Here is a 20715-nt window from a genome sequence, read left to right on the forward strand (position 1 = left end):
ATATACAGGGATATAGCCTACTAAATCTGGCGTATTATTCACTACATTGTTAATTTAGTTAACGTATAGAGCTTAATTTTAACACTTTTTAACAAATCTTGTAAAAGCCTGAATTCACGAGGTTTTACAGAGATTTTAACATAGTGTTAACAAAACATTAAGAAAATTTAACAATGTGAATTTTGAACTTAAAGGTGCGAATATACCTTTGCCGAGTCAAAACCAATAAAAACAATTCAAAATGATGAAAAGAGTAACTCTCGTAATCATAATGATGATTTCAACTCTTGGACTGTATTCATTCGACAAATACAATGCCAATGACAACGATGAGGTGAAAACGAGTTATGCGTCGTATTATCACGACAAGTTCAACGGAAGAAGAACCGCCAGTGGGGAAGTTTTCAGAAATTCTGAGATGACTGCTGCGCACAGAACCCTACCTTTTGGAACCAAAGTAAAGGTGACCAACCTAAGAAATGGAGAAAGTTGCATCGTAACGATCAACGATAGAGGACCCTTTCATGCGAAAAGAGCTTTAGACTTATCCAAAGCAGCCTTCGATGAAATTGGAAATTTAGCCAGAGGTACAATGCCAATTGAATATCAAATTATCGACTAGTCGATACGACATTGAAAAAGTAGAGCCAGCGTTAACGCTGGCTTTTTTATTTTTCTCTGGTTTTCGAAAGTTTAAAATAAAACCTTCCCTTATAAGGGAAGGTTTTCATTTTAACCCATCGAAGTCCTAAAACTCAACCAGGACAGGGCAGTGATCCGAATGAAAGGCTTCTTTTAAGATCGCGGCTCTTGTAAGTCGGTCTTTCATGGGGTAGGATACGAAGTTATAATCGAGTCTCCAACCCTTGTTTCTAGCCCTTGAATTTTGTCGGTAGCTCCACCAAGAATAGTGATCCGGTTGGTCATTGAAATGTCGGAAACTATCAATAAGTTCACACTCTTCAATAAACTTGGTCATCCATTCTCTTTCCATAGGAAGGAAGCCTGAGGTGTTTTTAAGGCCTTCGGGATTGTGAATGTCAATTGCCTTGTGGCAAATGTTGAAATCCCCTGAAATAATCAGATTTGGAATCGTTTTACGAAGTTCTTTAATGTACTCCAAAAAGTCATTACAAAACTCCATCTTGAAATCCAATCGCTCAATGTTGGAAGCAGAAGGGACATAAACGGAGATCACGGAGTAGTCTTCAAAGTCTGCTCTAAGGATTCTACCTTCGTTGTCGTACTTTTCAATTCCGCATCCGTAAATGACCTGTTTAGGTTTTACTTTGGAAGCAATTCCCACGCCGCTATAGCCTTTCTTTTGAGCACTGTGCCAATAGTTGTAATAGCCCGCCGTTTCAAATTGAGCGGTGTCAATTTGGTCATTCCCAGCTTTGCTTTCTTGAATGCAAATCACGTCTGGGTCTGCCACTTTTAGCCAGCCCACAAAATCTTTTGTAAATGCGGCGCGAATACCGTTTACGTTGTAGCTTATTAGTCTCATCGTACAATAATACGAATTTTGGGGCGGATTTTATCTGGGTTCAGCATGCTTTTTCTATTGCCACTTTTTCGATTTCCCTGCTGGTAAAGAAGGTTGCAGGCATATCCAAACCCCAAAGGATCAGGAGTTTTGTGTCTTTAAGAGTAAGGCTCGCTTGGGAACTAAAAATACCTAGTATTGGGTATTTCTTCGCTTCCTTATTATGCTCAGTTTTGTGCCACTTAGGGACTCTTTGAAAAAACACTCAGCTTAAGGCTCTTTTTTTTGGTTTTCCTAGAGGAGCTCTGGCTCCTCCCGAGTCGACACGAAATGAACCTTTAAAAATATACCCTATGAAACTCAGTCCCCCAGTAAAGAAATGGATTCTAGGCTATTCTGGCTTACGCTTCGCCTCTCTTTTTGCTTTTTTACTCTTAGGCTCTGCTTCAGGCCTAAGGGCTCAAATTTCGAGCGGTGATCCCGTCTCTTTTGTTTATCAAACCGGTTATGTGACCAGCATGGAATCCTTTAAAGTTTTGCTTATTAGTTCGCATCTTATAGCCTTTAAAGAAGATCAACTCGGTAGCTCTACGGTTGAGACCCAGCACTTTCTGAATTTTGGTAAGCTACTTGAGAGAATCGAGTTCGACGAAGCCGTACCTGGCTGGAACGATTATGACAACATTGCATTTAACTCCCCCAAAGTTGAAGTTATAACCACTACCGTACATCCTGAAATCAGTAGGCGGTATTCCATTTTGAGCTCCGATACAAAACGTGAGGCGGCGCTCAAAATGAGAACAGGCATCATTGAGGAACACCTTGCTCGCGGGTATCAGGTCTACCAGATTGACTTTGATCCGGCTCGGCTTTCAGATTATAAGTACCTGGAGACGGGTAGCGGCTGGCAGGATGCCACACTCAGACGACACGATGCGCTTTCGCCCCTGTATGTTCCTAGGTATCGCAAAGGCGAGATTCGCTCGATGGTTGAGGATTTAGGCGAACGTTTATCGGTTGTGAGTACCGGCCTTACGGTGGAATCCAAGACGTCCTCAACAGCGGAAAAATCTGAAATTAATTACGTTTTGATCGCTCAGGGTCTTGAACTTGAGGGGGATGCGTTTGTAAGAAGTGAAGGCCCGTTCAGTGAAAATGCGCTCCTTAAATACCAAGAAGCCTATTCTTATGCACCGACTGAGGAATTGCGCCAAAAGATTGCCCAAGTAAGCTCTTTAGCGGTCGCCTCCGAGGGCATTGCGCACGGGGTCGTGGGAATCGAGAACGCGTTAGACAAATGGGATGTTCCCACTTTTTTCGGTTGGCAATTAACCTACGCGGGCGGCATGAAAGTCGAGGCGTCTCCAGGCGTGAAGTCCGAACCTTTTCATGTGGATCTACAACTGGCCAGTTATCGACTTATTGCCTATAATTTCGGGTTCTCATACAGCAGTTCTCCCACGTTTCAATATTCGCTTATGAATCAAAATTCGCAGCCGGTCTCGGCCCCGCCCGCCGAATTTACGCAGCAAAATTTCAATTTATCCTTTGCCATAGGTGTTGGAATTCCGATAAAGTCTCTGGTGCTTTACGGGCTGTATGGCGCCGAATTTCCCATCTTTCAAAATTACACCCTGCTCAGCACTCAGTATAGCGAGGCCTCTGATTTTGCGGATAGCTTTAAGCATCAACTTCGTCCTTACGGCAAGTTCGGGATTCATTTTTCAATTCCTAAAACCGCACTTGCCCTAGGGGTTCAATACAGCATTCGATCGCTCAAAAGTGAAAAAATCCTGGAGCTGGGCAGCGTGAATACGGAAATGAGGGCCGGATCCTCTACCTATTATTTACATAAGCCCCTGAGCGATTCCTACCGATACAATCTCTTTGGTGTGAGCTTAATTTACAAACTCCATGAATAACAAAATCCCCTGCCTATAAGCAGGGGATTTTGTTTGCATTGATAGTCGCGAAGTGGCCTTCTAAATCTTGTTTGTTTGTTTGGATAAAGTAGGGTAGGCCCTTTCCTTTTAGGAGGTTCTGAGAAAGCTTGAGCCAAAACAAGGGCTCTTTTGATTTTGGCTCTTTCGTCCACATCGTCCACTCTTTCGAACTGGATTTGTCACTTTTAGCCCGCCCACGAAATCCTTCGTAAAGGTGGCGATCCTACCGTTTACAGTGTAGCTTATTCCTTTCCTAGTACGCTAAAATCGGATTTTGGGTGTGGATTTTGGGTGTGGAAAAATGCTTTTTCTGCACCCGTTTTTTTCTTTTTTCGTCTGTTAAGGGAGTTTAAAGCAGGTTCTGGCTTGCTTTGCAATTATTGCTTTTTTTTCCTATTTTATAATCCTGCTTTTTCAAATTTTGGTAGTATAGAATTTAAGGAAGCAGAATTACCAGCAATTAAAAAAAACTATGCCCGAAAACCTCTCGCAAATCGCTGAGGAGTCCTCTATTTCTGTCTCGAAATCGGAGCTCCTATCGCGAGTTAGAATTAAATATGTAAAACCTCTCGATTCCGTTAAAAGTTTTGATGAGCTAAGTGAACTAACGCAGGTCAGTCCGCAGACTCTTAGACGTCTTTTTGGAAAGATCAAATCTTCCCATAAAACGAATCGCTCTACACTCTCCATGCTTTGTCAATACATTGGGTACAAAGACTGGGACAGCTTCTGTCTTTCCCTTGGATCCACCGAATCTGTCAGCAAAGAGGATAAGGATATCATAGATGCAATGGAAATCTTTTTCAAGAATGGAGAAAAATACCAAGATGGATATCACCAAAACACGACCATCGTAGGCACGTTGAACGAATATACTCATTACATATACAAATCGCTTGACCATTTTAAATATTTTTACGAGAAGTATAGAGACAACCCGTGGGTTGTGGAGTATATCCTGGCGTGGGTTCCGAATTACAATTTATTTGGAACTCCGTATGTGCGGCAGGCGATGGAAGATCTCGTCAAAAGCACAAAGGTCAACCACGTGAAATTGTCTCAGACAAATCTTCTTTGTTTTGGTGCCCTTATGGCAAATGACGATGCAGAATTCTCGCGGCATTTTAAAACGATTTCCACTATTTACGAGGCTTATCAGGCCGATGGAGATTATATGCCTTACCATGAGATGCGCTATGCGACCGTTCAGCTCATGGATGGAAAATCAGATCCGAATTCAATAATAAAAGCCTATTTGAGAAATCTGGAAGGGCAAAATCTTTCGTCAAGTCATAAGCAGGAGCTTTTGGTCTTTTTTGCCAATACGCTTATCTGGCTCAGGCTTTATGAAGAAGGATTTGAACTCCTTCAAGAAGCAAAATATTTTTACAAACCGCTACAAGAAAAAATCGAGAAATCCTACGTCCATTATTTTGGAATGAACTTCGCGTTTCTAAAAGTGAGTTTTGCCCTGTTGTATAAAGCCTTAGAAAAGCCTCTTCCTCCACAATTTGAAATTGAATATACAGATTTTACGGACCAGGCGGATCTCCTTTACCATAGGTATACCAAAGGTCTATACCTGGTGTATCGGATCCTCTTAGCGAAGTCCACTACTCAAAAGAAGTCCCTTATGATCGAGCTTTCCCAGGTGATAGAGAAAACGCATTATACAAGACTTTACAGTATACTTCGCGATTTAGATCCTGACTTTTCAAGGTACACAAAGGACCCCCTTTCTTCCTAAATGTTCAACTTAAGCAACCTTGGATTTATTTTTAAACCGTCCAAGTTCTGGTCCTGAAGTTCTAATTCAAGACTTTACCTTGTCCTTCGTTATCTAGAGGGGGATTTTTCCATGTGCACTCAGGACACGCTTTCTTCCTAAATGATCAACTTGGACAAACTTGGATTTCTTTTTAAAGAATCCAAGTTCTAATTTTGGACATCGAAACACAAATGAGGAAAGAAAACACGAAGCTTTGATTTTACGAATTGCCATCTTTACGCAGATCAACGCTATTTTTAACTTCTAAAATGCGAGGATGGCAATTTACTTTTTTCATTGGAAGTTTCAAGACGGCGTAAGCGACAAGCAAGCAAATAGAATAAACCTTGATAAATTCAATATTTCAAAGGATCATTCCTTTTTCAGCAGGTCCACAGGGGGAAGAGACTATACTACTCAATAAAACTAATTTCCATTGCAAATTTCCCCCTTTCTTGGACCTTGTAGACTTTTGAGCCGAGTAGGTGAGTGTCAAGTGAATTCCATTTTTTATAAGAGTCCGTGTTACTTCCCGTAAAAAAATAAAAAAACTAAAAACATCTGAATCATGAAAAATAGAAGCTACGAGTCCCCTTCGTTCCAAAAGGAAGCGAATCCAGAGGTTCAAGTGCCCCACAATACTCAGTTAATTGCCCAAAGCAAGTTTTTCCGTAGTAGAGAATTCTATTATAAAGTTCTTATTTACGGAGGATTAGTGATTGAATTTTTAGCACTGCTCTCAATTTTTAATACAGAATCTCTTTTTAGTTCGGTTTGGGCAAGTGCATTTGGATTTCTTGTTTTTGCAATGGGTCTTGTTCTCTTTTGTATATCGCCTGAAGGCTCTCCGAGGTCGCACAGTCGAGAGCTACGCAAACAAGATAATTTTACAGTATAAAAAGCAAGAAGTCTAACTCTTTTTCTTTAGCGCGTATGCACCTAAAGAGCTTAGTCTCTATTGCCTTAAAAACATTTTTGAATGAAACCAAAAATCCCCCTGAAAAGAAACTTCAGGGGGACTTCTATACTTTGAATCGGTGGTTTATTTACCGACTAAGTCTTTGTAGCTTGTTTGGATAAAGTCCGTGAGGTCTTTTCCTTTTAGGAGATTCTGAGAAAGTTTAGCCAAATCAAGGGCTCTTTTGATCTTGGCGTTTTTGTCCTCTTCGCTGCCTCCTTCCAGAATTTTTCCGGCTAAATCGCTGTTGGTGTTCACCACGAGGTTGTACATTTCAGGGAAACTTCCCATGCCAAACATACCGCCGCCACCGCCTGTTGCTTGCATGTCTTTCATACGACGGATGAACTCCGGTTGGGTGATTAAAAACGGCGCATCGGTGCTGTCCATATCTTCCAATTGAACCGTGAAGGTTGAATCGTTTATCGTGGATTCGATGCTGGTTTTAAGGGTTTCTTTTTCCGTATCCGTGAGCTTTGAAATTGGCACATCGTCTTTCTTAATTAAGTTGTTGATGTGATCCGCGTCCACTCGTACGAACTGGATCTTCTCTTTTGAGCTTTCCAATTTTTGAATCAGGTGCGGGGCAATTGGAGAATCTAACAGAAGAACTTCGTACCCTTTGTCCTGAGCCGCTTGGATGTAGCTATGCTGCTCACTTGGATTCGATGCGTAAAGCACAATAAAGTTACCGTCCTTGTTGGTCTGCGCTTCTTTGTGCTGCGCCTCAAACTCATTCCATAGGTAGTGTTTTCCATCCACCGACGGGTAAAGGGCGAACTTATCGGATTTCTCATAGAATTTATCTTCTGAGATCATCCCGTATTCAATCACCACTTTTATATCGTTCCATTTCTGCTCGTAGTCCTCTCGGTTTTCTCCAATTAGAGAAACCATTTTGTCTGCTACTTTTTTCGTGATGTACGACGATATTTTCTTTACCGCTCCGTCTGCTTGCAAATAAGAGCGAGAGACATTCAGTGGAATGTCAGGGGAATCAATTACCCCTCTGAGTAGCATTAAGAAGTCGGGAACAATTCCTTTGACTTCGTCCGTTACAAACACTTGGTTTTGATACAGCTGAATTTTATCCTTTTCAATGTTCACGTTATTCCCTAGTTTCGGGAAGAACAGGATTCCGGTTAAATTAAACGGGTAATCCACGTTTAAGTGAATGTGGAAGAGCGGGTCTTCGAACTGCATCGGGTAGAGTTCTCGGTAGAAGTTCTTGTAGTCTTCTGGCCCTAGTTCTGAGGGAGACTTTGTCCAAGCCGGGCTTGGGTTGTTAATGATGTTATCGACCTCGATGGTTTCAGGTTTCGCATCTTCTGCCGCATCCTCAGGTAAGGGCAAGGTCTCGGACCTCGTTCCAAATTTAATTGGAATCGGCATGAACTTGTTGTACTTCGTAAGAAGCTCTCTGATTTTGCCCTCTTCTAAGAACTCAGTAGAGTCCTCGGCAATATGAAGAATAATCTCAGTACCGCGCGAAGTTTTTTCGTCGGTCTCTTCCAGCGTGTACTCCGGACTTCCGTCGCAGATCCATCGTACCGCTTTTTCTTCTTCGCGGTAGGATTTCGTTAGAATCTCCACTTTACTTGCCACCATAAAGGCCGAGTAAAACCCAAGGCCAAAGTGTCCGATAATTCCGGAGTCTTTTGCGCCTTCCTTGTATTTGGCTAGGAACTCTTCCGCTCCCGAAAAGGCAATTTGGTTAATGTATTTTTCAACCTCTTCTCCACTCATCCCAATTCCTTTGTCGATGATGCGAAGGGTTTTGTTTTCTTTATCCAGTTTAATTTCAATCTGAGGGTTGCCGTAATCCACCTTGGCTTCGCCCAGGCTGATTAAATGCTTTAATTTAAGGGTCGCATCGGTGGCATTGGAGATTAATTCTCTTAGAAAAATCTCATGGTCGCTGTAAAGGAATTTCTTAATCAGCGGAAAAATGTTTTCTACAGATACATTGATATTTCCTGATCTCATAATGGGTTTGTTTTTTAATTGCAACGGGAATCTCAAAAAAAATACCAACGCGCTCAAGGTGACAATTTGTCCTAACTGGGGGAAGCAGCCTATAACTCCGCGTTTGCCTAGGAAGTTTTACGAGACCCGTAAGGCATGGGAAAGAAATTCAATTTTTTTTGATCGAGTGGAGGTGAACGCGATTCTACCCCCTAAAGGCTTTCGTAGTCCGCGATTCCGAGCGCTATTTTACATGGAATCGAGCCTTGTGCGATTTCTTATTTAATCTGTGTGTTGTAAGTTTATTTAGAATAGTTAAAAATAACAAATAATATTTTTTACTTTTGCGGCACTCATTGGAAAAAATTATCCCTTTTTATGAAAAAAACTGTTGTTGCATTAGGACTCTTAGGGGCCGCTTTTTTAAGCGCCCAAGAATCAGACTCTCTTAAAGAAAATCGTATTGACGAAGTGCTTGTGACCGCAAGCCGTAAAGTCGAAAGCATTAAAGAGGTACCGTCCTCGGTGACCATTGTGGGAAAAAAGGACATCCAACTTCAAATGAGTGTCAATTCCGATGTGACGGCGATTTTGCAGAATACCGTTCCCAGTTTAGGCAACAGCACCTACCGAACCAGCAGCACCGGACAAACCCTTCGAGGCCGTAACGTACTGGTCTTAATCGATGGGATTCCTCAGAGTACGCCGCTAAGAAACGGAGGTCGGGATTTAAGAACCATAGACCCCACAGCCCTAGAGCGCATAGAGGTCATTAAAGGAGCCACCTCTATTTACGGCAATGGAGCGGACGGTGGGATTATCAATTACATCACCCGAAAAGCCGATCCAAATAAACCCCTGAGCGGAATTACCCAAGTGGGACTCACCGCACAGCCTTACAGCGGCACCCTAGGGTACCGAGCGAGTCAGTATCTATCGGGACAAAAAAACAAGTTTGATTTTGCCCTCACTTTAGCCTACGAACGCACCGGCTTACTTAAGGATGCGAATGGGGAGAACATGAGCACCACCTACAGCCCGGCGGAAATGGACAATTACAACGGGATGCTGAAAGTAGGCTATGATTTAAACTCGGATCAGCGCTTGGAACTGAGCTATATTGGGTACGCTTCAAGGTCTCAGCTTGATTTTGGAAATAAAGTCGGGGTCTTTGGAGAAACCGCTACCATAGGAGATACTTCGGTTTTAAAGGATCCAAGAGAAGTGCCTCAAGGCACCCCAAGAAACCACAATGCTAAATTAAGCTACGTACATAACCAAATCTTTAAAAATACGGCCCTGGATGTGAATTTATACTATCAGGACTTTAGAACCGTATACGGCTTTAGTAACGAAAAAACCTTTTTAAACGGAGGGCAGTCCAACATTAAATCCAGAAAGAAAGGACTTCGATTCAATTTGGATACCCACCTGGTGAGCGGAAAGAATTCAACCGTCGATTTGATATACGGTGCCGATATTCTAAACGACGTCACCGCCCAAAAATTGGAAGACGGCCGCTTCTGGACCCCAAACATGGACATGGTGAATGTGGCCCCTTTTGCCTTGGTAAAATTGGATCTTGGTAAAAAATGGATTCTCAAGGGCGGACTTCGCTACGAGAATGCCAAAGTGGACGTGAGTGATTTCAACACCGTTTCGAGGTACAATAAAGCGACCGATGACTATACAGAGAGCATCTTTGTTCAAGGCGGGGAAATCAATTACAACAGCCTTATGGGGAACGTCGGGATTCGTTACAACTTAAACGAGGCCGTGCAGTTCTATTCCAGCTGGTCTCAGTCTTTTGTGATCAACGAGCTGGGGCGGATTCTTCGCGAATCGACCAAAAGCATCATTTCCGAGCTACCTACCGATCCGATCATCGCCAACAACTACGAGTTTGGGGCGACCGGAAGACCGGTGAAGTGGATGGATTACGAAATGACGGCCTACGTGAGCAGCTCCAAGTTCGGGGCCTCGTATTTTACCACTCCGGAAGGAAAATTTGACATTCTAAGAGCCCCGGAAGTAATCTACGGCGTGGAAGGTTACATTAACCTTTACCCCACACCCTGGCTTAGTTTAGGAACCAACTACAGTTATATTGAAGGGCTACTAGACGAAGACAACGACGGGAACTACGAGAAGAAGATTTACAATGCCCGCATCATGGCGCCACGTATGATTTCCTACATCCAGCTTAGACCTAGTGCCAATTTTAGTGCGCAGCTTAGCATGGTGAATAATTTCAAGCAGCAGGCCTCGCAGGCGCCTAACGCGAAAGGCTTATACGGGTATGGGGAGGCTCCCGTGCCGGCGTATACGCTCTTTAACTTGGCCAGCTCGTATCGTTATAACCAAAATTGGAAAGTAAGTTTTGGAGTGGAGAACCTATTTAACAAGCTCTACCAACCTAGCATTGCTTGGTGGACCGCGCGCGATGCGGACTTCTCGAACGCGCCAGGAATGCGCGGAACCTTGACCTTAGAATATAAATTTTAATCACGGCTTCTATGGCAAAGAAAAAACGAGCACTCACCGGTCAACTGCACCTTTACCTAGGACTGCTGGTGGGGGTTATTGTGTTTATTTTGTCCCTTAGCGGATCGCTTTATGTCTTTAAAGACGAGGTGCAAAACTCCCTTCGAAGGGAGGCGATTTGGCATCAGAACCCCGAAGCTTTGAAAAAAGCGCCGCTGAAAATTAGCCAGATTATGGAGAGGGTGGGTGAGCAGAAAGGCCCAAAAGAGCCTATCGGATGGATTACCGTGCCCCTCAACAAACAAAAGACGTACTGGTTTCATTTGTATAAAAGAAATCGGGATGGCAATACGTACCTCTCCGAGTTTGAGCTCAATAAATCCGCCTACGTCGATCCTTTTACCGGGAAGATTAAAGCGATTTACGACGAGCGAACGGACTTCTTTTTTATTACGCTAAGACTCCATTATTCCTTACTGCTGGGCGGTAAAATAGGCAGTTGGGTGGCGGGTATTGCCACGCTCATTTTCGTAGTCATGCTCATTACCGGCCTTATCTTGTGGTTTCCGAAAAAGAAAATCAATTGGAAGAAGGCCCTGACGTTTCAGTGGAAAAAGGGGACCTCGTGGAAGCGTAAGAACTACGATTTGCACAATGTACTTGGATTTTACAGCGCCTTTGTAGGCCTTATTCTGGGTATAACCGGTCTTTATTACGCGTTTAAAATCGTACCGACGATTCTGTACTTTGTGTTTTCTGGCGGAGCGAGTGCGCCGGATTATACAGCCGGTCTTGAGTCGCAAACGAAGATCGTCCTTAGCCAAGGCCAGGTTTTGGACCGCATCTCCGAGCAAATCGAAGCGGCTCATCCCACGGCGGCTTCCTACGATCTTATGATTGAGGGCAAAGGCAAGGCAGGAGATCCCCAGCCCTACATCCTGGTGCAGGTAAGGCAATTGGAGTACTCGCTTCACCAGCGACACAAAATGTACTTTGATAAAAACTCCGGCGACTTGCTGCTCCATGTTCCTTATGGGCATTTAGGCTTTGGCGAAAAGGCCGTTCTCGCTAATTTCGATGTGCACACAGGACAGATTTGGGGACTCTTTGGCAAGGTCATCGCCTTTCTAGCAGGGCTGGTTTTAGCGAGTCTTCCCGTAACGGGTTTTCTCATATGGTGGGCGAAAAGAAAAAAGGCCAAGCGCAAAACTCGCTCTCTGTAGAGGTTGAAATAAAAACGGAGAAGATCCCATAGAATCTTCTCCGCACTAAAACCAGTAAAAATAAACTATGAAAAAAAACTACTGGCTTTAGAATTGTGAAAAATAGATGCTTTCTTTTTTTCTCTCATCTCCCTCTTTTCCTAATCCTTGAGATGAGCGTTTATTTTATAATATATTCTGCTTCTTCTTAAGTTCAAAAATACGACCAATCTCTCTTAAGTTATGGTTAATTAATCTACGCAAGTAGTTAAATTTGAGTTAATTTTGTAGAGGATCCATTCCAGAGGAATTTCTTTTTTTTGAATACCTTTGTCCACTCTACTTGAAGACCCGTTTTCCTATGCAAAACAAACTTAAAATCATCAACGATCCGGTTCACGGATTTATTAAAATCACCTCACCGCTCATTTTTGATGTATTGGAGCATCCTTATTTTCAAAGACTCAGAAGAATTGGTCAGACAGGTCTTTTGAATTTGGTTTTTCCTGGGGCAACCCATACGCGATTTCATCATGCGATCGGAGCGATGCATCTTATGTTTACGGCGCTGGAAACCTTGAAACTAAAAGGAGTAGAGATTTCAAAAAAAGAACAAGAATCTGCGCTCTTAGCGATCCTTTTGCACGATATAGGGCACGGGCCTTTTTCGCATGCACTTGAAAACATGCTCTTTGAGGATTACCACCATGAGAAACTCTCTCTACTTTTAATGCAGGACCTAAACGGGCAGTTCTCAGGGGAACTCACTCTTGCCATCGAAATGTTTCAAGGACGCTACTTCAGAGGCTTTTTTAATGAACTCATTTCCTCTCAACTGGACGTAGACCGCCTGGACTATCTAAGACGCGATAGTTTCTATTCGGGAGTCTCGGAGGGAAGCATCAATACAGAGAGAATCCTCTCCATGCTAAATGTATCAAATGACCAACTGGTCATCGATGCAAAAGGAGTTTACTCCATTGAGAATTATTTAACGGCCCGAATGTTTATGTACTGGCAGGTCTATTACCACAAGACCGCGGCCTTACTTGAGCATCTACTCGTTAGGATTCTTGCTCGGGCAAGAACCCTTACATTAGAAGGAGTTCCGTTAGAAGCGCCAGAGAATCTTCGCTATTTTCTGTACAAACCCAAACATTCTGCTGCCAGCAAAGGGGACATAGAGCGCTTTACGCAACTAGACGATAACGATGTGATTCAAGCCCTTAAATTATGGCAAAATCATGAGGACGTTGTGCTGTCTTATTTCTGCAAGTGTGTATTAGGAAGAAGAATACCCAAAACCATTTTGGCCTCCCAGCCTTTTTCAAGGGAGTTTGCTCAGGAAAAGATTAAACTTACCGATGCGCAGTTTGGCGCCGGACTTGGACAAGAACTGGTGGGAGAGATTTCGAGAAGTTTACTTCCTTACAACTCGGAAAAACAACCCATTCATCTTCTTCGGAAAAACGGACAGAAAGTATCTCTCAGTGAGTTTGAGAACCAGATTCTCACCAGTTCCATGACCAGTGAGAACACAAAGTACATCCTTTATTTTCCTCGAGAGATTCTTTCGTAATAGCTTTATTTTTCGTTCTTTAGAACGAAAGTTGAACGAGTAGATCGGCCCTTTGGGAAGGTCCTACCTTTTCTTTTTCTAGGAAGCTATACGCGGTATGAAGTTTAAGTGCAGAACGAAGGAAGTACTTGCTAATTCCAAGGGTGAAGGCGCTGCTTTTCTGAAGAACTGAATTCTGCATGGAGCTGTACTCGGGTGCAATGGAGGCGTAGCGAAGATCAATTCCAAGTCCTTTTGGAAAACTATAACCCATTTGCAAATTGTACGCTTTTCCTAAGGATAAGTAGGAGTATAATTCCTTCGCTTCGCCCACAAGGTCTTCTCCATTCTCATGCTTTGCAAGGGTCGAGTTTCCAGAAGTACGGGCCTTTGCCAATTCCGTAAAGAAAGAAAAGCCCCGGTATTTGAAAAGTAAATCGGCGTAGATTTTCTCGTAGTTGGGATATACCGCATTTAGGTCCTTGTCGAGCAGTAGAAAATCTCCATGGCCTTCTCCTGATTTGTGGCTTACGCCCTGGTTGTAAGAATAGGCAGCTCCTAAAACAAGTTTTGGACTGGGCTCGTGTTGTAGGTCCCCAATCGTTAAGGACTTTTGGTCTTTGAAAAAGCCAAAAGGATAGAAATCCAGTCGGGCTCCGTATTTAAGTCCTCCGATGTCGTTACTTAGTACATTGCGACCGTCGCCCGAAGTAATCGCGACTTGGGGTACGAGTTTTAATTCTTTTTTTCCAAGAACCATTTCTCCATACACACCAAGCTCTCGTCCGCTTGCACCAAAAGCACTGCTGAGTAGACTTTTGTCCTGAAAGGTGAGTTTAGAGGATTTGAGTATGAGTTCTTTGTTGTTTAAGGGCGTTTGTTTTTGACCTAGAGAAAGCGTGATGTTTTTGGTAGGCTGGTACGCGATCCATGCATCTAAAAAGGCATCCTTGAGTCCAAAATCCAATTGAACCGTCGCACTTAGTTTTTCTTCAGGTGCCTCTGCCTTTAGGGTTAAAAACAAATGGCTTAACCGAAATTGCGAGGTGCTAGGTGCCTCTTTAAAACTCTCATGGGAATAGAGAGTTTGAAGGTACCCACTTACAGAAATATCAAAAGGTTTTTTGAGGGAAGGCTCGGGGAGTCTTTCTTCTAAAACGGATACTTCTGCCGCTTTTAGGGAAGGTTGTAAAGTGTCAGCCGTATTTTGCGCAAAGGAAAAAGCGCAAAGAGTGGCAAAGAGTAGACATAGGGAAGTTCTCATAGAATTGGTTTTTTTTAGGCAGGAATGCCGGGGTTAATTGAGCTCGTTTCAAGGTTGTTTTTCTAGTATAAAATTAAGCGTTTTTTAAGGTTCAATCTCTTATTTCACCCGGCTTATTTTCCTGACATTGGTCAGGGAAATTAGGGCTTGGAAAAGGGAGGGAAGAACAGGGGTGCGTCCTTTGTTACGCACTTGAAGAATTAGTTTATATTTGAGAAAGCAAATTCTAATTTTTCACCTATTAAATTCGATAAAGATGGAATCAGGGCAAAAACGTTTTCAGGATCAAAATCTTCAGCTGCAGGAATTTTTGCATCAAGTGGATGTGGAATGTCCCAAGTGTGGGAAAATGGCCACCGCGATTCGGGACGAAGAAAAGAAAATGGCGAGCCTTCGATGTTCCCACTGTGGACTTTTGAAAACCAAATCCATGGAGGTGAAAATCATGGGCAAAACCGCCCTCTACAAAGTGGCTGCTCACGAGTACTTCGAGGTGAATTTATGGTACAGAACTCCGTTTAAGGACTATCAGATTGTCGCGTATAATTTAGCTCATCTGCTCTACCTTGAACAGTACATAGGGGCAAAGCTAAGGGAACATAAGGACCGAGAGCATTTTACGCTCCTTGAAAAGCTTCCGAAGTTTTACCATGAAGCAAAACATCGCGATGCGCTTCTAAAGAAAATAGCTCAGCTGAAAAAAAAGTAAATCTAGTCCTGGATTAATCACAGAAGGACCCTAGGGTTGAAAAGTAATGGGCAATGTATTGCCCTTTGGAAATTTTAAGGGGAGATAAGTCTTTCTTCGTACTTACCTTTTCAAAAGCTTCTGAACTTGATTTTAGCTTTTGAAAATATTGGACCTTAGGCTCCGCATAGGAAAGGATTCCCTCATCTGATATTTGGATCTTTCCATAAGGAAGCACAATTCTGTGCAAATGGTTGCCCTCACTGTAGAGTAGAATGGCCTCACATTCCTGAGTTTGAATTCTTAAATCCGGAAAACGGTCCTTTTCTTTTTCGAAGGCTAAAGGAAGCTCTTCTTCGAGGTAGTCAAAATTCTCCTGACGTCTAGCTTGATCTTTTGCGGCGTAATAAGGATAGCTCAAAATCGAGTTTCGGTGTTCATGTACGAAAATATCGGGATGCATTGTGGTATAAGCCTTCCACTCTTTTTTCGCTTCATTTTGAGTCATCACGCCTTTTTTGATTTTGGAATTGATAACCAAATCATAAAGTGCCTTTGTCATTTGGGCTTTGTCTTTTTCTTGAGCAAATAAAGTAACATATCGGGTTTTTTGAACTTCCTTGTCAAAATCTCTCAAAGTGACGCGGGTTGAAACCATTTTCTTTGGGAAATGAAGAAACAGAGATTCATTTTCCGTACTGATTCCTATGACTTTTGAAAAATCCAAATCAGAATTTTGGAATTGGGCAATTTCGCCCTCTACCTTATGGTAGAAAAAGAAATTAAAATTTCCATCGGACTCGGGCTGCAGTGCCTCTTTGCGAAACATAAAGGAGGATCCGGCGTCAGAATAAGGAGCGTAATTATACAGCGTTTGATTAATCTTTTGAGTGATTTCTTCTACCGTTTGCGCGCTCGAGTAAAGCGCACAAAGAAGAAATAGAAGGCTCATTCTTAGGGTGTTATTTCGTTTCATGGGGTAAGTTTGTGCGACGAAGATAGAAAATAATGAAATACAATTAAGATTCTTTTTCCAAAACTTTTTGAAGATTTTCTTCAATCATTTGAACCGCTAAGTCGATCGTCTCTTTTTTCGTGCGAAAAGAGAGGATGGCCATTCGGATGACAAACTTCGAAGCAATCTGGGTCGAACTAAGAAAAACTCTGCCGTCGCGATGAATTTCTTCTAGCAATCTGCGGTTTTTTTCCTCGCTTTTGGATTCAAAAGGAAACCAAAAATAACTTACGCTTAAGTCTGGCTCTGGGCCCAGGCAGAATCCTAAGGACTCCAGTTTTTTTCGGAAGTACTTCGTGAGAAGCAGTTTTTCTTCAAGGCAGCTAACAAACGGCTCAAGACCGTGCAGCTGTAAGGGAAGCCATACACGAAGTCCTCGGAAATGTTTGGTCAGTTCTGGGGATAGATTGGCAGGGCTTTGCAACAGTTCCATCTGCTGCCCGTCCTGCATGTAATTCGCCGTGTAATAATGCGAGTGAAGAACATCCTTCGCTTCTTTGACAAGCACGGCACCTACGCCGTACGGAAGAAAGAGTCCCTTGTGGGGATCGACAATGAGTGAGTCGGCTCTTTCAATGCCACTAAATTTCTCTTTTTGCGAAGAGAGGATAAACATGCCTCCATAGGCTGCATCGACATGAAACCATAGGCGATTCTGCTGAGCAATATCTGCAAGTTCATTTAAAGGATCGATAGCTCCCGTATCTGTGGTTCCCGCGGTCGCCACGATGAGAAAAGGGCTTAGCCCCTTTTCAAGATCCGCATGTAGGATTTCATTTAATTTACTGGGGATCATTCTGTGCTCTGAATCTAGGGGGACAAACCGAAGGATGGCATCTTCCAATCCTAGGATTCGCAGTGCTTTTTGAGAAGAGTGATGGACCTGTGAACTTAAATAGACCACGCTTTTGGGGATTCTTTCGTTTTTAATTTTATGATGGTCTCTAGCGGCAGTAAAAGCAACGAGAGTGGAAATGGATCCTCCGGAGCATAGGGTTCCCACCGCATGTTTAGGAAAAGAGAACACCGTCTTTAGCCACTCGATCACTTCGTTCTCGAGGGTGGCCGCTCCGGGAGAAGCGTAGTACACACTTGCGTAGGGGTTGGTGATGGCCGCAATAAAATCAGCGAGGGCAGCGCTAAAGAGTCCCCCGCCCGGAATGTAGCCTAAGTGTTTAGGGGAGGCGGCATTGATTCCTGTCTGCGCAACTTCGCGGTGGTAGGTTTTGAGAAGCTCGGAGAGATTTTTCCTTTCTCCTGTGATTTGTAAGTTTCCAATTTCCTTTTTTTGATATCCTTTCCCTTTCTCAAGGCTGCTTAGGAAAAATTCACTGTACGATTCTATTTCTCGAAAAGACTCCTGCCTTTGAGATTCGTTTGGTTCTAACTGATCGCTAGAAATTCTTAGTTTGTCTAATTCTGCACTGATTTGTTCAAGGTCCATCGGCTATTGGTTTTTAATGAACTTTAATCTAGTTCGTTTTCAAGCGTGATTCCAAGGCGGTTCCATCCGTTAATCGTGACAATCGCCATAAGGACCGCGGCGAGCTGCTGATCGCTCAAATGCGCTTTGGCCTCCGCGTAAACTTCGTCTGAAATAGGACCCTTCGAGATGAGAGTCACTTTTTCTGTAAGAGCCAGTACAGCCCTTTCTTTGGGCGTATAGAGTTTGGTTTCTCTCCAAGCATCCAGAAGAAAAATTCTTTGTGGTGTTTCTCCAATTTTTAGGGCGTCTCTAGTGTGCATATTTAGACAATAAGCGCACCCGTTGAGTTGCGAGGCTCTAATCTTTATTAATTCAAATAGGTTTTTGTCAAGTCCACTTTGGCTCAAGTATTTTTCAAGTCCTAACATGGCTTGAAGGGCGGCGGGGTCTGCAGTTGCAAGTTGAATTCGATGGCTCATAGGGTGAATTTAAGGGGTTGAAAATTGTTCAATAGTTTAAAAAAGCTTTTTTTGAGGGGTAAATACTCCCCTTAATCAAAGGGATCTAAAGGTACAGAACTATTTTTATTTTGAGGGAAAAGGCGTAGGTTAATTTTTAGAAGAGAGTGAGCCCGAGGGGAGGAAACGAAAACCACTGGAGAGCCTTTCTCTATGGGAGTGGGCTTAGAGCCTTGGCATAAAAATTGACTTAAAGAAGGAGTAGAAATAAAAGAATTATGAAATATACAATCTATGGGGCCGCTTTTGCCGCTATGCTTAGTTTTAGCTCTTGCAGTGTGCAGGACTCTTCCCAAACTCAAACCGAAACACAGATGAACGAAACACCTTTAGAAGGAACGAAATGGAGACTTGTGGAGTTGAACGGACAAAAGGTGCCTGATTTGGTGAATGGAAAAATGCCGTTCTTAAAGATTGATGCGCAGAGCGGAAGGTATTCTGCGTGGGCAGGTTGTAACGGAATCGGAGGACAACTTGAGAAGCCTACTTCGGGAAAAATTGAATTTGCACAAGGAATGTCTACGATGATGGCTTGTGAAAATATGCAATATGAAACGGGTTTAAATAAAGTTTTGACCACCGCAGACAATTATAACATCAAAGACGGCGTTCTTTCTTTAAACAAAGCGCGCATGGCCCCACTTGCAAGGTTTGCGGCCGTAAGCGAAGCAGAGCTTGCCAAAGAATTAGAAGGACAGTGGGAAGTCGATTATATTGCGGATCCAAGCGTGGAGTTTTCAGCGCTTTACCCAAATGGGAAACCTACCCTTAGTTTTGATGCAGCGACAGGAAAGGTTCACGGTACCAGTAGTTGTAACAATTACAATACAGAGGCTAAATTAGAAAACGGAGGAATCCAATTTGGAGAAATCATGTCCACAAAAATGGCCTGTGAGGGTCAGGGCGAAGCTGTATTTTTCAACAGTCTGAAGAAAGTGAATAAATATAGCGTGAACGGAAATACCCTTACACTGATTACAGGCGATATTGCCATCATGAGACTTCAGAAAAAATAGAACTTGATAAAAAATACGCGGTCTATTCCTTTTTGATTTTTTGAAAGTTTTATAGAATGGCCTGTGATGGAGTAAAGACGGAAGAAGCTTTTTTTAAAGTCTTACGCTCTGATTTACTCTATGTTCCAACAGAGGATACACTTGTTTTAAAAGACAAAACCGAAAAAGAAATAGCCAAGCTTAAAGCGGTTTATCTTCGATAGGTTCGATATTTTAAAATTTCAAAAATAAACTCCTTAGGGTTTTCTTTCGTACCGGACAAAAATCGGTAGAAAGAAGACCCTTTTTTTTATAAAACTTTAAAGGATACCCCTGTATAGGGACTCGCAATTTCCTAAAAATAGAGGGCTTCTTCCTTTTTTTTTGATTGCTCTGAGATTTTAAAAACCTTTGTGGAAATGGATGAAATCAATGAATTGGACGATTGTTAAACGATTTGAAAATTGATTGAGAATAATATGGTAAGTATTGTGTATATTTACCACAAACTACCAAAAGGTTTGTTTTGTGTAAAAACAAATCAAAACTAAAAACTCTTTTAACCGTGGACGAAATTAAAAAATTAGCGAAGATTTGGGATTCCATTCCGAATTCGAAAAGTCAGCAAGTCGAATTGTCCGTCAAGAAAATTGTCAAGAAGTATCTGGACTTGTTTCATTTTGGTGATTATTTTTATGTCGTATTTAACACCCAAACCACAGAGATGGAATTTGTGGATCCAGGGGTTGAAAAAGTTTTGGGAATTGCGCCTAAGGAGTTTACCCTAGAATGGATCTTAGGAAACCTTCATTCTGAGGACAGTCCCTATTACTTTCATTACGAAAAAAGTGCGGTCAAGTTTTTCACTTCCCTTGACAAGGAGCACTTTTTCAAATACAAGTTCTCTTATGATTATCGACTCCGTACGGAGGGAGGCATTTACAAGAGAGTCCTACAACAAGTCGTTCCAGTTTATTATTTTCCTCAGGGAGGCGCAAGAACACTGGCCATCTTTACGGATCTTACCCACCTAAATATCACCGGAATTCCTAAGCTTTCCTTTATTGGAATGGAAGAGGCACCCTCGTATTACAATGTACACCTGACAGAGGAGTTTAATGCGCAAGACAGCCTACTGTCGCCTAGGGAAAAGGAGATTTTAGGTTTCGTTATTCAAGGGCATACGAGCCAAAGTATTGCAGATAGACTCTGCCGCAGTGTGCATACCGTGAGAACACACCGCAAAAATATCCTTGAAAAGTCAGGCTGCATTTCGCTTCAAGAATTGATCGCACGCTCCGTACGTGAGGGTTGGATTTAAGTTTGAGAGCTAGAAAAGTCTTTTTTTGCACCCTACTAGACCTAGGAGGAGGAAGCTCAGGGAAGAATAGGGCAGAAAAATAGCTTTAAATCGATAGAATCCATCAAATAAGAATAGAGACTAT

17 protein-coding genes are annotated in these 20715 nt (G+C 42.6%); 11 read left to right on the forward strand and 6 right to left on the reverse strand.

The features are described 5' to 3' along the window. Nucleotides 1-241 precede the first annotated feature (241 nt). Nucleotides 242-622, forward strand: coding sequence for a septal ring lytic transglycosylase RlpA family protein (locus tag ACX3PU_RS03640; protein ID WP_459083555.1), 381 nt, complete (start codon nt 242-244; stop codon nt 620-622). Nucleotides 623-748: 126 nt separating this feature from the next. Here the strand turns inward: ACX3PU_RS03640 and ACX3PU_RS03645 are convergent, their stop codons facing one another. Further along, the gene (locus tag ACX3PU_RS03645) at nt 749-1507 is read right to left on the reverse strand and encodes an exodeoxyribonuclease III (RefSeq protein ID WP_459083556.1); all 759 of its coding nucleotides are present in this window, start codon (nt 1505-1507) and stop codon (nt 749-751) included. 332 nt (nt 1508-1839) lie between these two features. Here ACX3PU_RS03645 and ACX3PU_RS03650 point away from each other — a divergent pair, with 332 nt between their 5' ends. The 3 genes from ACX3PU_RS03650 (at nt 1840) to ACX3PU_RS03660 (ending at nt 6095) form a co-directional block, all read left to right on the forward strand. Further along, on the forward strand, nt 1840-3408 hold the full coding sequence (locus tag ACX3PU_RS03650; protein ID WP_459083557.1) for a hypothetical protein: 1569 nt from the start codon (nt 1840-1842) through the stop codon (nt 3406-3408). Between the two features lie 493 nt (nt 3409-3901). Beyond that, nucleotides 3902-5176, forward strand: coding sequence for a hypothetical protein (locus tag ACX3PU_RS03655; RefSeq protein WP_459083558.1), 1275 nt, complete (start codon nt 3902-3904; stop codon nt 5174-5176). A 589-nt stretch (nt 5177-5765) separates the two neighbouring features. After that, the gene (locus ACX3PU_RS03660) at nt 5766-6095 is read left to right on the forward strand and encodes a hypothetical protein (RefSeq protein ID WP_459083559.1); all 330 of its coding nucleotides are present in this window, start codon (nt 5766-5768) and stop codon (nt 6093-6095) included. Nucleotides 6096-6239: 144 nt separating this feature from the next. Here the strand turns inward: ACX3PU_RS03660 and htpG are convergent, their stop codons facing one another. Next, nucleotides 6240-8141 (reverse strand): molecular chaperone HtpG, encoded by a 1902-nt coding sequence (gene htpG, locus ACX3PU_RS03665; RefSeq protein ID WP_459083560.1) that lies wholly within the window; start codon nt 8139-8141, stop codon nt 6240-6242. 357 nt (nt 8142-8498) lie between these two features. On the opposite strand from htpG, the gene ACX3PU_RS03670 reads away from it, so the two are divergent. The 3 genes from ACX3PU_RS03670 (at nt 8499) to ACX3PU_RS03680 (ending at nt 13385) form a co-directional block, all read left to right on the forward strand. Next, the gene (locus ACX3PU_RS03670; RefSeq protein ID WP_459083561.1) at nt 8499-10625 is read left to right on the forward strand and encodes a TonB-dependent receptor; all 2127 of its coding nucleotides are present in this window, start codon (nt 8499-8501) and stop codon (nt 10623-10625) included. Between the two features lie 11 nt (nt 10626-10636). Continuing rightward, nucleotides 10637-11827 (forward strand): PepSY-associated TM helix domain-containing protein, encoded by a 1191-nt coding sequence (locus ACX3PU_RS03675; protein ID WP_459083562.1) that lies wholly within the window; start codon nt 10637-10639, stop codon nt 11825-11827. A 340-nt stretch (nt 11828-12167) separates the two neighbouring features. After that, the gene (locus ACX3PU_RS03680; protein WP_459083563.1) at nt 12168-13385 is read left to right on the forward strand and encodes an HD domain-containing protein; all 1218 of its coding nucleotides are present in this window, start codon (nt 12168-12170) and stop codon (nt 13383-13385) included. Nucleotides 13386-13404: 19 nt separating this feature from the next. On the opposite strand, the gene ACX3PU_RS03685 is transcribed toward ACX3PU_RS03680, so the two are convergent. Next, complete coding sequence (locus ACX3PU_RS03685) at nt 13405-14628, reverse strand: hypothetical protein (protein ID WP_459083564.1); 1224 nt, start codon at nt 14626-14628, stop codon at nt 13405-13407. Nucleotides 14629-14884: 256 nt separating this feature from the next. Here ACX3PU_RS03685 and ACX3PU_RS03690 point away from each other — a divergent pair, with 256 nt between their 5' ends. Next, complete coding sequence (locus ACX3PU_RS03690) at nt 14885-15337, forward strand: hypothetical protein (protein WP_459083565.1); 453 nt, start codon at nt 14885-14887, stop codon at nt 15335-15337. A 13-nt stretch (nt 15338-15350) separates the two neighbouring features. On the opposite strand, the gene ACX3PU_RS03695 is transcribed toward ACX3PU_RS03690, so the two are convergent. From ACX3PU_RS03695 to ACX3PU_RS03705, 3 genes are read right to left on the reverse strand one after another with little or no spacing between them, the layout of a single operon-like run. Then, entirely contained in the window at nt 15351-16292 is a 942-nt protein-coding gene (locus ACX3PU_RS03695; RefSeq protein ID WP_459083566.1) for a hypothetical protein, read from the reverse strand. 43 nt (nt 16293-16335) lie between these two features. Next, complete coding sequence (locus ACX3PU_RS03700; RefSeq protein WP_459083567.1) at nt 16336-17775, reverse strand: pyridoxal phosphate-dependent decarboxylase family protein; 1440 nt, start codon at nt 17773-17775, stop codon at nt 16336-16338. A gap of 23 nt (nt 17776-17798) precedes the next feature. Beyond that, nucleotides 17799-18236, reverse strand: coding sequence for a carboxymuconolactone decarboxylase family protein (locus ACX3PU_RS03705; RefSeq protein WP_459083568.1), 438 nt, complete (start codon nt 18234-18236; stop codon nt 17799-17801). Between the two features lie 257 nt (nt 18237-18493). Here ACX3PU_RS03705 and ACX3PU_RS03710 point away from each other — a divergent pair, with 257 nt between their 5' ends. From ACX3PU_RS03710 to ACX3PU_RS03720, 3 genes are all read left to right on the forward strand, one after another. Beyond that, the gene (locus ACX3PU_RS03710; RefSeq protein ID WP_459083569.1) at nt 18494-19291 is read left to right on the forward strand and encodes an META domain-containing protein; all 798 of its coding nucleotides are present in this window, start codon (nt 18494-18496) and stop codon (nt 19289-19291) included. Nucleotides 19292-19347: 56 nt separating this feature from the next. After that, nucleotides 19348-19494, forward strand: a complete 147-nt coding sequence (locus ACX3PU_RS03715) for a hypothetical protein (protein ID WP_459083570.1) — start codon at nt 19348-19350, stop codon at nt 19492-19494. 341 nt (nt 19495-19835) lie between these two features. Further along, nucleotides 19836-20591 carry a LuxR C-terminal-related transcriptional regulator gene (locus ACX3PU_RS03720; protein ID WP_459083571.1) on the forward strand — a complete coding sequence of 252 codons (756 nt, stop codon included), beginning with the start codon at nt 19836-19838 and terminating at the stop codon, nt 20589-20591. The last annotated feature ends 124 nt before the right edge of the window (nt 20592-20715 follow it).

It is taken from the genome of Chryseobacterium sp. A301 (assembly GCF_054489425.1).

What these genes read in the sequence shown, in the direction of transcription:
- ACX3PU_RS03640 (WP_459083555.1), top strand. Translation starts at nt 242, where the DNA reads ATGATGAAAAGAGTAACTCTCGTAATCATAATGATGATTTCAACTCTT.
- ACX3PU_RS03645 (WP_459083556.1), bottom strand. Translation starts at nt 1,507, where the DNA reads ATGAGACTAATAAGCTACAACGTAAACGGTATTCGCGCCGCATTTACA.
- ACX3PU_RS03650 (WP_459083557.1), top strand. Translation starts at nt 1,840, where the DNA reads ATGAAACTCAGTCCCCCAGTAAAGAAATGGATTCTAGGCTATTCTGGC.
- ACX3PU_RS03655 (WP_459083558.1), top strand. Translation starts at nt 3,902, where the DNA reads ATGCCCGAAAACCTCTCGCAAATCGCTGAGGAGTCCTCTATTTCTGTC.
- ACX3PU_RS03660 (WP_459083559.1), top strand. Translation starts at nt 5,766, where the DNA reads ATGAAAAATAGAAGCTACGAGTCCCCTTCGTTCCAAAAGGAAGCGAAT.
- htpG (WP_459083560.1), bottom strand. Translation starts at nt 8,141, where the DNA reads ATGAGATCAGGAAATATCAATGTATCTGTAGAAAACATTTTTCCGCTG.
- ACX3PU_RS03670 (WP_459083561.1), top strand. Translation starts at nt 8,499, where the DNA reads ATGAAAAAAACTGTTGTTGCATTAGGACTCTTAGGGGCCGCTTTTTTA.
- ACX3PU_RS03675 (WP_459083562.1), top strand. Translation starts at nt 10,637, where the DNA reads ATGGCAAAGAAAAAACGAGCACTCACCGGTCAACTGCACCTTTACCTA.
- ACX3PU_RS03680 (WP_459083563.1), top strand. Translation starts at nt 12,168, where the DNA reads ATGCAAAACAAACTTAAAATCATCAACGATCCGGTTCACGGATTTATT.
- ACX3PU_RS03685 (WP_459083564.1), bottom strand. Translation starts at nt 14,628, where the DNA reads ATGAGAACTTCCCTATGTCTACTCTTTGCCACTCTTTGCGCTTTTTCC.
- ACX3PU_RS03690 (WP_459083565.1), top strand. Translation starts at nt 14,885, where the DNA reads ATGGAATCAGGGCAAAAACGTTTTCAGGATCAAAATCTTCAGCTGCAG.
- ACX3PU_RS03695 (WP_459083566.1), bottom strand. Translation starts at nt 16,292, where the DNA reads ATGAAACGAAATAACACCCTAAGAATGAGCCTTCTATTTCTTCTTTGT.
- ACX3PU_RS03700 (WP_459083567.1), bottom strand. Translation starts at nt 17,775, where the DNA reads ATGGACCTTGAACAAATCAGTGCAGAATTAGACAAACTAAGAATTTCT.
- ACX3PU_RS03705 (WP_459083568.1), bottom strand. Translation starts at nt 18,236, where the DNA reads ATGAGCCATCGAATTCAACTTGCAACTGCAGACCCCGCCGCCCTTCAA.
- ACX3PU_RS03710 (WP_459083569.1), top strand. Translation starts at nt 18,494, where the DNA reads ATGAAATATACAATCTATGGGGCCGCTTTTGCCGCTATGCTTAGTTTT.
- ACX3PU_RS03715 (WP_459083570.1), top strand. Translation starts at nt 19,348, where the DNA reads ATGGCCTGTGATGGAGTAAAGACGGAAGAAGCTTTTTTTAAAGTCTTA.